This is a genomic window from Paracoccus hibiscisoli, from assembly GCF_005048265.1.
Classification (GTDB): Bacteria; Pseudomonadota; Alphaproteobacteria; order Rhodobacterales; family Rhodobacteraceae; genus Paracoccus; species Paracoccus hibiscisoli.
This window is the reverse complement of the sequence record NZ_SUNH01000031.1, coordinates 1-13,421: the sequence shown is the minus strand read 5'-3', so window position 1 is coordinate 13,421 and position 13,421 is coordinate 1. Positions and strand designations below refer to the sequence as shown.

13 protein-coding genes are annotated in these 13,421 nt (G+C 68.6%); 8 read left to right on the top strand and 5 right to left on the bottom strand.

The window, feature by feature from the left end:
- Positions 1–15: 15 nt before the first annotated feature.
- From paaK to paaG, 3 genes are read right to left on the bottom strand one after another with little or no spacing between them, the layout of a single operon-like run.
- The gene (paaK, locus tag FA740_RS16710; protein ID WP_136857946.1) at positions 16–1,329 is read right to left on the bottom strand and encodes a phenylacetate--CoA ligase PaaK; all 1,314 of its coding nucleotides are present in this window, start codon (positions 1,327–1,329) and stop codon (positions 16–18) included.
- Positions 1,330–1,361: 32 nt separating this feature from the next.
- Positions 1,362–1,787, bottom strand: a complete 426-nt coding sequence (gene paaI, locus FA740_RS16705; protein WP_136857945.1) for a hydroxyphenylacetyl-CoA thioesterase PaaI — start codon at positions 1,785–1,787, stop codon at positions 1,362–1,364.
- A gap of 1 nt (position 1,788) precedes the next feature.
- Entirely contained in the window at positions 1,789–2,577 is a 789-nt protein-coding gene (gene paaG / locus FA740_RS16700; RefSeq protein ID WP_136857944.1) for a 2-(1,2-epoxy-1,2-dihydrophenyl)acetyl-CoA isomerase PaaG, read from the bottom strand.
- Positions 2,578–2,722: 145 nt separating this feature from the next.
- Here paaG and paaN point away from each other — a divergent pair, with 145 nt between their 5' ends.
- From paaN to FA740_RS16665, 7 genes are read left to right on the top strand one after another with little or no spacing between them, the layout of a single operon-like run.
- Positions 2,723–4,342 carry a phenylacetic acid degradation protein PaaN gene (gene paaN / locus FA740_RS16695; RefSeq protein WP_136857943.1) on the top strand — a complete coding sequence of 540 codons (1,620 nt, stop codon included), beginning with the start codon at positions 2,723–2,725 and terminating at the stop codon, positions 4,340–4,342.
- A gap of 26 nt (positions 4,343–4,368) precedes the next feature.
- Positions 4,369–5,505: an ABC transporter substrate-binding protein gene (locus tag FA740_RS16690; protein ID WP_136857942.1), complete on the top strand. Its 1,137-nt coding sequence runs from the start codon at positions 4,369–4,371 to the stop codon at positions 5,503–5,505.
- 49 nt (positions 5,506–5,554) lie between these two features.
- Positions 5,555–6,427, top strand: a complete 873-nt coding sequence (locus tag FA740_RS16685) for a branched-chain amino acid ABC transporter permease (RefSeq protein WP_136857941.1) — start codon at positions 5,555–5,557, stop codon at positions 6,425–6,427.
- Positions 6,427–7,386: a branched-chain amino acid ABC transporter permease gene (locus FA740_RS16680; RefSeq protein WP_211243730.1), complete on the top strand. Its 960-nt coding sequence runs from the start codon at positions 6,427–6,429 to the stop codon at positions 7,384–7,386. Before FA740_RS16685 ends, FA740_RS16680 begins: the two co-directional genes overlap by 1 nt.
- On the top strand, positions 7,383–8,165 hold the full coding sequence (locus FA740_RS16675) for an ABC transporter ATP-binding protein (RefSeq protein ID WP_136857940.1): 783 nt from the start codon (positions 7,383–7,385) through the stop codon (positions 8,163–8,165). Before FA740_RS16680 ends, FA740_RS16675 begins: the two co-directional genes overlap by 4 nt.
- Positions 8,152–8,853 carry an ABC transporter ATP-binding protein gene (locus FA740_RS16670; protein WP_136857939.1) on the top strand — a complete coding sequence of 234 codons (702 nt, stop codon included), beginning with the start codon at positions 8,152–8,154 and terminating at the stop codon, positions 8,851–8,853. The genes FA740_RS16675 and FA740_RS16670 overlap by 14 nt, the downstream gene beginning before the upstream one ends.
- A gap of 1 nt (position 8,854) precedes the next feature.
- Complete coding sequence (locus FA740_RS16665) at positions 8,855–10,792, top strand: 3-hydroxyacyl-CoA dehydrogenase NAD-binding domain-containing protein (protein WP_136857938.1); 1,938 nt, start codon at positions 8,855–8,857, stop codon at positions 10,790–10,792.
- On the opposite strand, the gene FA740_RS16660 is transcribed toward FA740_RS16665, so the two are convergent.
- Positions 10,782–11,885 carry a zinc-binding dehydrogenase gene (locus FA740_RS16660; protein ID WP_136857937.1) on the bottom strand — a complete coding sequence of 368 codons (1,104 nt, stop codon included), beginning with the start codon at positions 11,883–11,885 and terminating at the stop codon, positions 10,782–10,784. The genes FA740_RS16665 and FA740_RS16660 overlap by 11 nt on opposite strands.
- Before the next feature lie 343 nt (positions 11,886–12,228).
- Between FA740_RS16660 and trhA the strand changes: the two genes are divergently transcribed.
- Positions 12,229–12,882, top strand: coding sequence for a PAQR family membrane homeostasis protein TrhA (trhA, locus tag FA740_RS16655; RefSeq protein ID WP_136857936.1), 654 nt, complete (start codon positions 12,229–12,231; stop codon positions 12,880–12,882).
- Positions 12,883–13,138: 256 nt separating this feature from the next.
- Here trhA and FA740_RS16650 read toward each other — a convergent pair.
- The coding region (locus FA740_RS16650; RefSeq protein ID WP_136857935.1) for an integrase core domain-containing protein at positions 13,139–13,421 on the bottom strand (283 nt) is incomplete at its 5' end.

The window sequence follows — 13,421 nt, the reverse complement described above, 5'->3', positions numbered from 1 at the left end:
CTGCAGCCCCCGCTGTCATCCGCCGGTCGGTTCTTTCGGGCGGTTGTCGATCACGCGTTTCGCCTTGCCCTCGGATCGGGCAATCGCCGCCGGGTCGCAGACGGTGATCTTGGTCGAGATGCCGACGACCGACTTGATGTGATGGGCCAGCTCGCGCGCGGATGCCGCGCGGGCATCAACGCCGGCCATGGCGGGGCTGCATTCGACATGCACCGTCATCGCGTCCATGCGGCCCGACCGCGTCAGCTCGATCTGGAAATGCGGCGCCAAGCCCTGGCATTTCAGGATCTGCTCCTCGATCTGGGTCGGGAAGACGTTGACGCCGCGCAGGATGATCATGTCGTCGCAGCGCCCGGTGATCTTCTCGATCCGGCGCATCGACCGCGCGGTGCCGGGCAGCAGCCGCGTCAGGTCGCGCGTGCGATAGCGGACCATGGGCAGGCCCTCCTTGGTCAGGGTGGTAAAGACCAGCTCTCCCATCTGGCCGTCGGGCAGGACCTCGCCTGTGACCGGGTCGATGATCTCGGGGTAGAAATGGTCCTCCCAGACATGCAGGCCGTCCTTGGTCTCGACGCATTCCTGGGCGACGCCGGGGCCCATGACCTCGGACAGGCCATAGATGTCGACGGCCTGCATGTCGAAGGCCTGCTCGATCTCCTCGCGCATGGCGTTGGTCCAAGGCTCGGCGCCAAAGATGCCGATCTCTAGGCTGCTTTTGCGCGGGTCCAGGCCCTGGCGGCGGAACTCGTCCAGGATCGACAGCATGTAGCTGGGCGTGACCATGATGATGCGGGGGCGGAAATCGTCGATCAGCGTGACCTGCCGTTCAGTCATCCCGCCCGAGATCGGCACCACCGTGCAGCCAAGACGCTCGGCCCCGTAATGCGCGCCGATGCCGCCCGTGAACAGGCCATAGCCATAGGCGTTGTGCAGCATGTCGCCGGGCCGACCCCCCGCGGCCCGGATCGACCGCGCGACCAGATTGGCCCAATGGTCGATGTCGGCGGCGGTATAGCCGACCACCGTGGGCTTGCCGGTGGTGCCCGACGATCCGTGGATGCGGACCAGCTTTTCACGCGGAACCGCGAACATGCCAAAGGGATAAGTGTCGCGCAGGTCCTGCTTGACCGTGAACGGGAATTTCGCGATGTCGGCCAGCGATTGCAGGTCATCCGGATGCACGCCATGCGCATTGAACCGCGCCCGGTAGAAGGCCGAGTTCTGATAGGCATGGGCCAGCGCGCGTTTCATGCGCGTCAGCTGCAGGGCCGCGATCTCATCGCGCGAGGCGGTCTCGATGGGGTCGAGCATGGTGGTCGGTGCGGTCATGTGGTCCAATGTCTCCTCCCAGAGATGGCTGTTCAGTCGGCCAGGATGCGGCCCTTGACGGTGCGGGAATGGCCGCGGAATTCGGCGATGACGGTGCCGTCGGCGCCGGTGACGGTCACGTCATAGAGGCCGCTGCGGCCCGGTCGGGCGCGTTCGATGGCAGTGGCGGTCAGACGCTCGCCCGCGCGTGCGGGGGCCAGATAGGTGATCGCGGCCTGCTGTCCGACGCTGCGCTGATCGACCGTGTTGCAGGCGAAGGCAAAGGCGCTGTCGGCCAGCGCGAAGATGAAGCCGCCATGCGCGCTGCCATGCCCGTTGACCATGTCGGCGGTGATGGTCATGGACAGCACGGCGCGGCCCGGCGCCACATCCTCCAGCACCATGCCAAGGCGCTGCGAGGCCAGATCCTGGGCCCACATGGCGGCGGCGCAGGCGCGCGCCAGATCGTCATCGGTCATCTCATTCCCCCCGGAACAGGGCGGGCCGCTTTTCCAGGAACGCGGTCACGCCCTCGGCGTAATCGGCGCTGCGGCCGGCTTTGCGTTGGGCATCGCGCTCCAGATCAAGCTGTTCGTCAAGGCTGTTGGTGGCCGCGGCCTGGATCAGCCGCTTGGTCAGTCCCAGTCCCAAGGTCGGTCCCGCCGCCAGCGACAGGGCCAGCGCGCTAGCCTGATCCATCAGCGCCTCATCGGCCACGGCTTTCCAGATCAGCCCCCAATCGGCGGCCTGCTGGGCGGGCAGGGGCTCGGCAGTCAGGGCCAGCGCCTTGGCGCGCGCCTCGCCCAGGATGCGGGTCAGCGACCAACTGCCGCCGGCATCGGGGACCAGCCCGATTTTCGCAAAGGCCTGGATGAACCGCGCCGATTGCGCCGCCAGCACGATGTCGCAGGCTAGCGCGATATTCGCGCCCGCGCCCGCAGCGACCCCGTTGACCGCGCAGACGACCGGCTTGTCCAGCGACCGGATCAGCCGCAGCGTGGGGTTGTAATACGTCTCCAGCGTCTGGCCCAGATCGGGGGCGGGGCCGCCCCGGCGCGGGTCGCGGTCGCCCAGGTCCTGGCCCGCGCAGAAGGCACGCCCCGCGCCGGTCAGCAGGACCGCGCGCACATCCGCGTCGTCATGCGCGCGCTGGATGCCGGCGCGCAGGGCCATGTGCATGTCGTCGGTCAAGGCGTTCAGCCTGTCGGGCCGGTTCAGCACCAGCGTCAGGACGCCATCGGTCAGATCGACCAGCACGGTATCGGTCATGTGATTCCCCCTGTTTCCGGGTCTTTTTGCGCAACAATCAAAAAGATCGGCTCCCTCTGAAAAAACTTCTTGCATAGACCGACCGGTCGGTCAATGTTAAATGCTGTCGGGGGGAGGCTGGCGACAGCCGCGACGGGAGGGGATCATGACGGAGTTCTTTGACCGCCATCAGGCGCTGCTGCAGGACGCCCGCAAGGCGCTGACCGCCCGCGGCTTCTGGGCGCCCTTCGCGGAAATCCCCAGTGAGTCGGTCTATGGCGCGGGGTCGCGTGCGGCGGGGCAGGCGGCGTTCGACGCGCTGAAAGGCCAGCCCTTTGCGCTGCCCGGTCACCCCGAGCAGCGCCGTGTGGGCGCCGAGGAATCGCCCTTTGGCGGTGCGCTGGACATCACCTATCCCGCCGCCGATCCGGCGGCGCTGATCGCCGCCGCCCAAGGGTCGGCGCAGGCGCTGGCGGACGCGACGCCAAAGGCCCGCGTCGGCGCGCTGATCGAGGCGCTGGTGCGGCTGAACCGCCACTCCTTCCTGATCGCGCATGCGACGCAGCACACCACGGGCCAGGGTTTTGCGATGGCCTTTCAGGCGGGCGGCCCGCATGCCCAGGACCGCGCGCTGGAGGCGGTGGCCCTGGCCTGGGACGAGATGACCCGATTTCCCGACCACGCCATCTGGGAAAAGCCGCAGGGCAAGGCCGCGCCGCTGCGGCTGGACAAGCACTGGACGCTGGTGCCCGCGGGCGTGGCGCTGACCATCGGCTGCAACACCTTTCCGACCTGGAACGGCTATCCCGGCATCTTCGCCAGCCTGGCGACCGGCAACCCGGTCATCGTCAAGCCGCATCCCCGCGCCATCCTGCCGCTTGCCCTGACCGTGCGCATCCTGCGCGAGGTGTTCGCCGAGGCCGGTCTGCCCGCCGACGCGATCCTGCTGGCCGCCGACACGGCGGAGGCACCGATGACGCAGGCGCTGGCCACCGATCCGGCGGTGCGGATCATCGACTATACCGGCGGGACGGCTTTCGGCGACTGGCTGCGCGCCAACGCCCGCCAGGCGCGGCTGTTTACCGAAGAGGCCGGGGTGAACACCGTCACCATCCTGGGCGCGCCGGATTTCACCGGCATGTGCGACAACCTCGCGTTTTCTCTGGCGCTCTATTCGGGGCAGATGTGCACCGCGCCGCAGACCATCCTGGTGCCCGAGGGCGGCATCGACAGCGATCTGGGGCACAAGACGCCCGACCAGGTGGGGCAGGGGCTGGCCCATGCGCTGGACCGGCTGCTGGAAGATCCCGCCCGCGCGGTGGGCGTGCTGGGCGCGGTCGCCAACCCCGCGACGGTGGCGCGCATGGAGGCGCTGCGCCAGGGCGCGCGGGTGATCCGCGATGGGCGGCCGATGCTGCTGGCGGCCGGGGCCGACGATGCGGTGGCGCAGGGCGAATGCTTTGGCCCGGTCGCGTTCCTGGTGACCTGCGCGGATGCTGAAGCCGCGCTGGATCGCGCGACGGCGCTGGCCCGCGACCGGGGTGCGATCACCGCCGCGCTGTATGACACGGACGAGGAGCGCATCGCCCGCGCCATTCCGGCCTTTGCGCGGGCCGGGGTCAACCTGTCGATCAACCTGACCGGCGCCATCTATGTCAACCAATCCGCCGCCTTCAGTGATTTCCACGTCACCGGCGCGAACCCGGCGGGCAATGCCTGCCTGACCGATACGGCCTTTGTCGCCCCGCGCTTCACCCGCGCGATGTGGCGGCGCCAGGTCGCCTGAAACACCGTCTTTGGGAGGAGACCCAGATGAAGACCACCACCGCGCTTGCGACCCTGATGGCCCTTGGCCTGACCACCCCCGCCCTCGCCGAGATCCGCATCGGCGCCAGCATCTCGGCCACCGGGCCTGCCGCGTTTCTGGGCGACCCGCAGGTCAAGACCCTGGAGATGCTGGTCGAAGCACTGAACGCCGCAGGCGGCATCGACGGCGAGGAGGTCACCCTGATCCATTACGACGACGGCGGCGATCCGAACAAGGCGCGCACCTTTGCCACCCGCCTGATCGAGGATGACGAGGTCGTGGCGATCATCGGCGGCACCACCACCGGCGCCACCATGTCGATCCTGTCGGTCGCCGAGGATGCCGAGATCCCCTTCATCTCTCTGGCCGGCGCCATCGAGATCATCGACCCGGTGCGGCCCTTCACCTTCAAGACGCCCCATACCGACCGTATGGCCTGCCAGAAGATCTTCGAGGACATCCAGGCGCGTGGGTTCACCAATGTCGCGATGATCTCGGGGACGGACGGGTTCGGCGCGTCGATGCAGGCGCAGTGCAAGGCGGTGATCGGCGATTACGGCCTGACCCTGGTGGCCGATGAAAGCTACAACCCGACCGATGCGGACATGACCGCGCAGCTGACCAAGATCCGCAACACCGAGGGCGTCGAGGCGCTGATCAATCCGGGGTTTGGCCAGGGGCCGTCCATCGTGACGCGCAACTATGCCCAGCTGGGGCTGGAGATCCCGTTCTATCAGTCGCATGGCGTGGCCTCGAACGGGTTCATCGACCTGGCGGGCGCGGATGCCGCCGAAGGGGTGCGCCTGCCCGGCACCGCGCTGCTGGTGGCCGACATCCTGCCCGAGGGCGACGCACAGCGCGACATCGCCCTGGCCTACAAGACCGCCTTCGAGGAGGCGACCGGCACCCCGGTCAGCACCTTTGGCGGCTATGCCCATGACGCCTTCCTGATCTTGACCGATGCCATCGCGCGGGCGGGTTCCACGGAGCCGCAGGCTATCCGCGACGCGATCGAGCAGACCACGGGCCTGGTCGGCACCACCGGCACCTATACCTTCACGCCCGACGATCACCTGGGCCTGGACCTGTCGGCCTTCCGCATGCTGGAGATCCAGAGCGGCGCCTGGACCACGGTCGAGTGATCCCACCGGCCCCGGCACCTGCCGGGGCCACCAACCCCCCGAGGTCCCCATGTCGGAACTGCTGCAATTCCTGTTCTCAGGGGTGACGGTCGGCGCGGTCTATGCGCTGGTCGCCCTGGGCTTCACCATCATCTACAACGCCTCCGACGTGGTGAACTTTGCCCAGGGCGAATTCGTCATGCTGGGCGGGATGATCACATTCGCCGCCCATGCCGCGGGCCTGCCGCTGCCCTTGGCGGCGGTGTCGGCCATCGTGCTGACCGCGGGCCTTGGCGTGGCGATGAACAAGCTGGCGATCGAGCCCGCCCGCGGCGCGCCTGTCGTGTCGCTGATCATCATCACCATCGGGGCCTCGATCTTTATCCAGGGCGCGGCGCAGATCGTCTTCGGCAAGCAGATCCACAGCTTTCCGGCTTTTTCGGGCGATGCGCCGATCCGCGTGGCGGGCGCCACGATCCTGCCGCAAAGCCTGTGGGTCATCGGCGGCGCGGTCGCCGTGTTCATCGCGCTGTGGCTGTTCTTCACGCGCACGCTGCTGGGGCGCGCGGTGCTGGCCACGTCAAACAACCGGCTGGCCGCGCAGCTGGTGGGGATCAACACCAATTTCGTGATGACGCTGTCCTTCGCGCTGTCGGCGGGCATCGGCGCGCTGGCGGGGGTGCTGGCCACGCCCATCACGCTGACCGCCTATAACGTCGGCATCGCCTTCGCGCTGAAGGGGTTTGCGGGCGCGATGCTGGGCGGCATGGGCAACCCCAAGGGCGCGCTGGTCGGCGGGTTCTCCATCGGCCTGATCGAGGCGCTGACGGCGGGCTATCTGTCGTCGACCTACAAGGACGCGGCGGCCTTTGTCGTGATCCTGGCGGTGCTGTTCTTCATGCCGCAGGGCCTGTTCGGGCGCAAATCCACGGATCGGGTGTGATGATGAAACTGACGCCGAAATCCGCGACGCTGATCGTGCTGGTGGCGCTGATCGCGCTGTCGCCGCTGCTGTTTCCGTCCAATTTCTACTATCGCGTGGGGGCGCTGATCTTTGTCAACGCCATCGCGGTGACGGGCATCGTGATCCTGACCGGCTATGCGGGGCAGGTCAGCCTGGGCCATGCGGGCTTTGCGGGCATCGGCGCCTATGCCTGCGCGCTGGCGCCGGTGCATCTGGGCGTGCCGCCCGCGCTGGCCGTGGTGCTGGGGGCGGTGCTGTCGGGGGTGCTGGCCTATCTGGTGGGCCGCCCGATCCTGCGGCTGCACGGCTATTACCTGGGGGTCGCGACCCTGGGCTTCGGCATCCTGGTGACGATGGTGCTGACGAACGAACGCGCCCTGACCGGCGGCCCGGACGGCATCGAGGTGCCCGATCTGGGCCTGCGCGGTCTGTTGGGCGATCTGGGGCTGTCGCTGTCGAACGGCCAGTTCTGGTATTTCTTCAGCGGGCTCTGCATGCTGATCGGCGCCTGGATCGCGCTGAACCTGTATGACAGCCCCACGGGGCGGGCTCTGCGCGCGCTGCACGGCTCCGAGGTCGCGGCGCGCACCGTGGGCATCGATGTGGCGCGGCTGAAGCTGCGGGCCTTCGTCATATCGGCGGTCTATGCCTCGGTGTCCGGCTCGCTGCTGGCGTTGCAGAACCGGTTCGTCACGCCGGACGTGGCGGGCTTCATGCACTCGATCGAGATGGTGACCATGGCCGTTCTGGGGGGCGTCGGCTCGGTCCTGGGGGCGATCTTCGGGGCGGCGATCCTGACGCTGTTGCCGCAGGTGCTGACGGTGTTTGCGGAATACGAACAGATGGTCCTGGGTCTGGTGATGATCCTGGTGATGATCTTCCTGCGCGAGGGGCTGCTGCCCTCGATCCTCAAGAAACTGCGGGGCAAGGACGAATGAGCGCGCTGCTTTCCATCGAGGGCTTGGGCATCGGTTTCGGAGGTCTGCGCGCCGTCGACGATGTCAGCTTTTCCGTCCGGGCCGGAGAGATCCTGTCCGTCATCGGGCCGAACGGCGCGGGCAAGACCACGCTGTTCAACATGATCTCGGGCGTCTATCGCCCCGATGCGGGCCGCGTCACCTTGGACGGCCAGGACGTCACCGCGATGGAGCCGCATCTGCTGGCCCGGCGCGGGCTGTCGCGGACCTTCCAGAACCTGCAGATCTTTCAGTCGATGAGCGTGCTGGACAATGCCATCGCGGGGTATCACCTGCGCGAAAGCGGCTCGGTCCTGGCCGATCTGCTGGCGCTGCCCGCTTCGCGCCGACGGGCGCGGGACGCCGAAGCGGGCGCGCGGGCGCTGCTGGCCCGCGTGGGTCTGGAGCGTGCGGCCGAACGCGAGGCCGGCAACCTGTCCTATGGCGCGCTGAAGCGGCTGGAGATCGCCCGCGCGCTGGCGCTGGACCCCAAGGTCCTGCTGCTGGACGAACCTGCCGCCGGCTGCAACGCCGTCGAGACCGAAGAGATCGACCACCTGATCGCCGAGGTCGCGGCATCGGGTGTGGCGATCCTGCTGGTCGAACATGACATGAAGCTGGTGATGCGCATCTCGAACCACATCGTGGTGCTGGATCACGGCGAAAAGATCGCCGAGGGCGATCCGGCCACGGTCAGCCGCAACCCGGCGGTCATCGCCGCCTATCTGGGCACCGAGGAGGCACCCCATGCTGACGGTTGAGGGGCTGCGGTCGCGCTATGGCCGCATCGAGGTTCTGCACGGCATCGACCTGCATGTCGCCAGCGGAGAGATCGTCACGGTCGTCGGCGCGAACGGCGCGGGCAAGACGACGCTGCTGCGTTGTCTGTCGGGCGTGCAGCCGGTCTCGGGCGGCACGGTCACCTTTCGGGGCGACCAGATCACCACGCTGCCCGCGTGGAAGCGTCCCGCGCGCGGCCTGACCCAATCGCCCGAAGGACGCCAGATCTTCACCAACCTGTCGGTCGAGGAGAACCTGCGCCTTGGCGCCTACGGTTTCGCCGATGACCGCGTGGACCGCGACATGGAGGACGCGTTCCAGATGTTCCCCATCCTGCGCGACAAGCGCAACCTGTCGGCGGGCGGGCTGTCGGGCGGCCAGCAACAGATGCTGGCCATGGCGCGCGCGCTGATGGGGCGGCCCTCCTGCCTGTTGCTGGACGAGCCGTCGATGGGGCTGGCCCCGATCATCGTGGCGCAGATCTTTGACGTGGTGCGCAGCCTGCGCGCGCTGGAGGTGACGGTCCTGCTTGTCGAACAGAACGCCTTTGGCGCGCTGAAGATCGCGGACCGGGGCTATGTGATGGAGACGGGCCGCATCGTGATGGACGGCCCCGCCGACGCGCTGATCGCCGATCCGCGCATCCGCGAAGCCTATCTGGGGATCTGAGATGGCGCTGACCCGCATCGACCGCCACGGCGATATCGCCGTCATCACCATCGACAATCCGCCGGTGAACGCCCTGTCGCAGGCCTTGCGGCAGGAATTGTGGGACGCGGTGGCCACGCTGGACGCCGACCCGACGGTCGCGGGCGTGGTGCTGGCCTGTGCGGGACGCACTTTCATCGCGGGGGCGGATGTGTCGGAATTCGATCAGCCGCCGCAGCCGCCGCACCTGCCCGATCTGGTCGCGCGGATCGAGGGCGCGGCCAAGCCCTGGACCGCCGCCATCCACGGCAGCGCCCTGGGCGGCGGGTTCGAGGTGGCGATGGGCTGTCGGTTCCGCGTGGCGGCGCGGGATGCACGCGTGGGCCTGCCCGAGGTGACGTTGGGCATCGTGCCGGGCGCCGGTGGCACGGTGCGGACCCCGCGTCTGGCGGGGGTGCAGGCTGCGGTGACGCTGGTCACGACCGGCAGGCCCGTGCGCGCGCCTGCGGTGTTGTCGATGGGTCTGGTCGATGCGCTGGCCGACGATCTGATCCCCGAGGCGGTGGGTTTTGCCCGCGACGCCCTGACCCGGCCCTTGCCCGCGCCCGCCTGCGCCCGCGCCGTGCCGCCGGTCGATGACGCCTTCTGGGCCGAGGCCGAGGCCGCGACCCGCAAGGCCGCCCGTGGCGCCGAGGCCCCGCTGCGCGCGCTGGCCTGCCTGCGCCACGCGACCGAGGCCCCGTTCTCCGAGGCGATGGGGTTCGAGCGGCAGACCTTTCTGGATCTGCGCGGCTCGGATCAGGCGGCGGCGCTGCGCCATGTGTTCTTTGCCGAACGCGCCGCGCGGCAGCCGGCGCGGCTGCGCGGCATCGCGCCCCGTCCGCGGGCCCATATCGGCGTGATCGGGGGCGGCACGATGGGCGCGGGCATCATCGCCGCCTGCCAGGGGGCCGGGCTGGCCGTGACGCTGATCGAACGCGACGACGCGGCGCTGGCGCGGGGCGTAGCCAATCTGCGCGCGATCCATGACGGCGCGGTGGCCCGCGGTCGCCTGACGCCGGACGCCAGCGCGGCCCATATGGCGGCGCTGACCGCCAGCACGGATTACGCCGCCATCGGCGCCTGCGATCTGGTGATCGAGGCCGTCTTCGAACAGATCGACGTCAAGCGCGCGGTCTTTGACCAGCTGGCCCGCCATGCGCGGCCCGATGCGGTGCTGGCGACCAATACGTCTTATCTGGACCCGCGGGCCATCGTCCGGGGGCTGCCCGATCCGTCGCGCTTCCTGGGGCTGCATTTCTTCAGCCCCGCCCATGTCATGCGCCTGCTGGAGATCGTGCCTACCCCCGACACCGCATCCGACGTGTTGGCCACCGGGTTCGATCTGGCGCGGCGTCTGGACAAGATCCCGGTGCAGTCGGGCATCTGCGACGGCTTCATCGGCAACCGCATCCTGAAACGCAGCCGCGCCGAGGCCGAGGCGCTGCTGCGCCAGGGCGTCCCCATCGCCGCCGTCGATGCCGCCATGCGCGCCCACGGTCTGGCCATGGGCCCGTTCGAGGCGCAGGATCTGGGCGGTCTGGACATCGCCCATCTGCAGCGGCAGGGCGCGCGGGCGGCGGGCCAGACCGTGCCCGACATGCTGGCCGACCTGCTGGTCGAGGCGGGCCGCAAGGGTCAGAAGACCGGCGGCGGCTGGTACGACTATGCCCCCGGCGACCGCAGCCCGCGCCCATCCCAGGCCGTGGCCCGCCTGCTGGCCCCGCATCTGGGCGCGGACCCGGGCCTGGACGCAAGCACCATCGCCCGCCGCATGATCGACGCGATGGCCGATGAGGGCTGCGCCATCCTGGCCGAGGGCATCGCCGCCAGCGCCGTGGATATCGACCTGGTGATGATCCACGGCTATGGCCATCCCCGCTGGCGGGGCGGGCCGATGTTCGCGCGGCTCAGGGGGTGATCAGGTATTTCTCTCCGGTCGATTTGCGGGTGTAGGCGGCCACGACCGCCGGGTCCAGCGCCTGCGCCAGCGTGATCCGGGCGGTGTAATGGCTGGCGAATGTGGTGGTCATCTGGCGGGCGACGCGCTCTCTCATGGCCTGGACGGTGGCGGGGTCGGCGCGCTGCAGGAAATGGAACAGCAGCCAGCCGCCCACCGCCCAGCTGAACCCGAAGCCGCGGCGCAGCACCGTGGGCCCCGTATCCAGCCCGCCATAGACATAGCCCTGCTTGAGCACCGCCGAGCCATAGCGGTCATACCCGGTCATGGATCGCGCCGCGACGGCCTCCATCGCGTTCAGGACGGTGCTGGTCATCTCTCCGCCGCCGATCGCGTCAAAGGACAGGGTGGCGCCGGTGTCTGCGATGGCCTCGCGCAGATCGTCGGCAAAGCTGTCGGCGCTGCTGTCGACCACATGGGTTGCGCCCAGCCCGCGCAGCAGCGCGACCTGATCGGGGCTGCGCACGATGTTGACCAGGCCGATCCCCTCATCCTGGCAGATGCGCACCAGCATCTGACCCAGGTTCGACGCGGCGGGTGCATGGACGATGGCGCTGTGCGCCTCGTCGCGCATGGTCTGGACAAAGCCCAGGGCGGTCAGCGGATTGACGAACAGCGCCGCGCCATCGGCGGCCTCGGCCCCTTCGGGCAGCAGGATGCAGTCGGTCATCGCGATCAGGCGCAGTCGGGCATACATCGCGCCGCCGAACATCGCCACGCGCCGCCCGACCAGATGGGCCAGGTCCGCGCCCGCCGCCACGACCGTGCCCGCGCCCTCGTTGCCCACGGGCAGCGACTGGCCGATCCGGGCGCGCATGGCGGGCATCGCGCGGTCGGGAACGCGCGCGGTCAGGGCCTGGCCCTCGACCGTCAGGCTGTCCATGTCGGCGGGGCCGAACATCAGCCCCAGATCCGACGGGTTGACCGGCGCGGCCTCGACCCGGACCAGCAGCTGGCCGGGCCCGGGCTCGGGCAGCCGCGTCGGCTCCAGGTGCAGGCGCAGCAGGCCGTCCGCCGTGATGGTCGATCTGAGTTCCAGGCTGTCGCGGTCCATGATGCCTCCGTGGATTGAGGCCCGATCCTTGCCGATCCGCGCCAAAGGTTCAATCGCCGTGGCGTGGCTGCAAACCGGTTCAGGAATGACCGCCCCCGCGGACCCTGTGTGACACCCGCCCTTTGAGGGCTCCGTCACAGTCAGGCTCCGATTCGAGCGGCCCGTCACCAATCACGCCTGGGTCGGGCGACCCCGGCAGGGCGCCGTCGGCCAGCTAAGCGCGCCGGGAGACCGCCGCCGCGACGCCACGTCACCGTGAACGCGCGCCCTGGGGGCGGTTCGCCCGTTCCTGCCGGGCGCCACAGGCCTTAGGGTCGGGGCGATGCCATCAGAGGACTGCGCAATGACCCTCATCCTGCCGCAGCGCACCGTCTACAGCCGCGCCGAGACCGTCTCCGACCTTGTCGTCCATGCGCTTGGCCTGGGCGCGGCGCTGCTGGCGGTTCCGGTTCTGGTGACCCTGACCTGGGCGCGGGGAGACGTCCTGCCGCTGCTGGGCGTGTCGATCTATGGCGCGACGCTGATCGCGATGATCCTGTGCTCGGCGCTCTATAACATGAACCACAGCGCGCAATGGAGCCCGGTGCTGCGGCGGCTGGACCATTCGGCCATCTACCTCAAGATCGCGGGCACCTACACCGCCTTTGCCCTGGCCTCGGCGCAACCGGCGGGCTGGTTCCTGGTCTGGATCTGGGGCTGCGCCCTGACCGGCGCGGGGCTGCGCAGCCTGGCGCCCGACAGTTGGCGCGGCGCGGCGATCGGCCTCTATCTGGTCATGGGCTGGTCGGGGGCCGTCGCGGGCGGTGCGTTGTTCGGAGACATGTCCTCGCGCGCCTTTGGCCTGATCCTGACGGGCGGCATCCTCTATACGGCGGGCTTTGCCTTCTACCTGTCGCCGCGCCTGCGGTTTCATCGCACGATCTGGCATCTGTTCGTCATGACGGCCAGCGCGGTGTTCTTTGCTGCGGTAATGGTGCACGTTCCGGGGGAGCGGTGACCCTGACCGCGTCCTTTCACGCGGGGTCGGGGAACCGGTCCAGGCAGCCGTAAAACAAGCATCGTCCCGGCGGAGTGATCATCAACGCCAATCCCTATTGCGAGCTGCTGATCTGTAGCTGAGGCCTGCAGGTTTTTCGTCGCGTTCTACAGGGCGTCTGCATGACCTAAGAATTTAATCAGATGCAGAATCGCAGCGTCCCACCCTCCTGCACCGTTCTTGTGATTGGCCTGCTGCCGGTTTCGTGGACAGCACGTTAAGCTAGCATAGCGCGGGCCTCGAACTCGATTGGGCTGATGTAGCCCAGTTTCGAATGCCGTCTGCGCGGGTTGTAGAAACGCTCGATGTAGTCGAACACGTCCGCTCGGGCTTCGTCGCGGATCCGATAGACCTTGCGGTTGGTGCGCTCGATTTTCAGCGACGAGAAGAAACTCTCCATTGCCGAATTGTCCCAGACGTTCCCGGCCCGGCTCATGGAACAAGTGATGCCATTGTCGGCCAGCAGGCGCTGAAACTGCTCACTGGTGTATTGCGGCGAC

Bases quoted from the DNA above. Each gene is read 5' to 3' on its own strand.
- paaK (WP_136857946.1), bottom strand. From the start codon at position 1,329: ATGACCGCACCGACCACCATGCTCGACCCCATCGAGACCGCCTCGCGC.
- paaI (WP_136857945.1), bottom strand. From the start codon at position 1,787: ATGACCGATGACGATCTGGCGCGCGCCTGCGCCGCCGCCATGTGGGCC.
- paaG (WP_136857944.1), bottom strand. From the start codon at position 2,577: ATGACCGATACCGTGCTGGTCGATCTGACCGATGGCGTCCTGACGCTG.
- paaN (WP_136857943.1), top strand. From the start codon at position 2,723: ATGACGGAGTTCTTTGACCGCCATCAGGCGCTGCTGCAGGACGCCCGC.
- FA740_RS16690 (WP_136857942.1), top strand. From the start codon at position 4,369: ATGAAGACCACCACCGCGCTTGCGACCCTGATGGCCCTTGGCCTGACC.
- FA740_RS16685 (WP_136857941.1), top strand. From the start codon at position 5,555: ATGTCGGAACTGCTGCAATTCCTGTTCTCAGGGGTGACGGTCGGCGCG.
- FA740_RS16680 (WP_211243730.1), top strand. From the start codon at position 6,427: ATGATGAAACTGACGCCGAAATCCGCGACGCTGATCGTGCTGGTGGCG.
- FA740_RS16675 (WP_136857940.1), top strand. From the start codon at position 7,383: ATGAGCGCGCTGCTTTCCATCGAGGGCTTGGGCATCGGTTTCGGAGGT.
- FA740_RS16670 (WP_136857939.1), top strand. From the start codon at position 8,152: ATGCTGACGGTTGAGGGGCTGCGGTCGCGCTATGGCCGCATCGAGGTT.
- FA740_RS16665 (WP_136857938.1), top strand. From the start codon at position 8,855: ATGGCGCTGACCCGCATCGACCGCCACGGCGATATCGCCGTCATCACC.
- FA740_RS16660 (WP_136857937.1), bottom strand. From the start codon at position 11,885: ATGGACCGCGACAGCCTGGAACTCAGATCGACCATCACGGCGGACGGC.
- trhA (WP_136857936.1), top strand. From the start codon at position 12,229: ATGACCCTCATCCTGCCGCAGCGCACCGTCTACAGCCGCGCCGAGACC.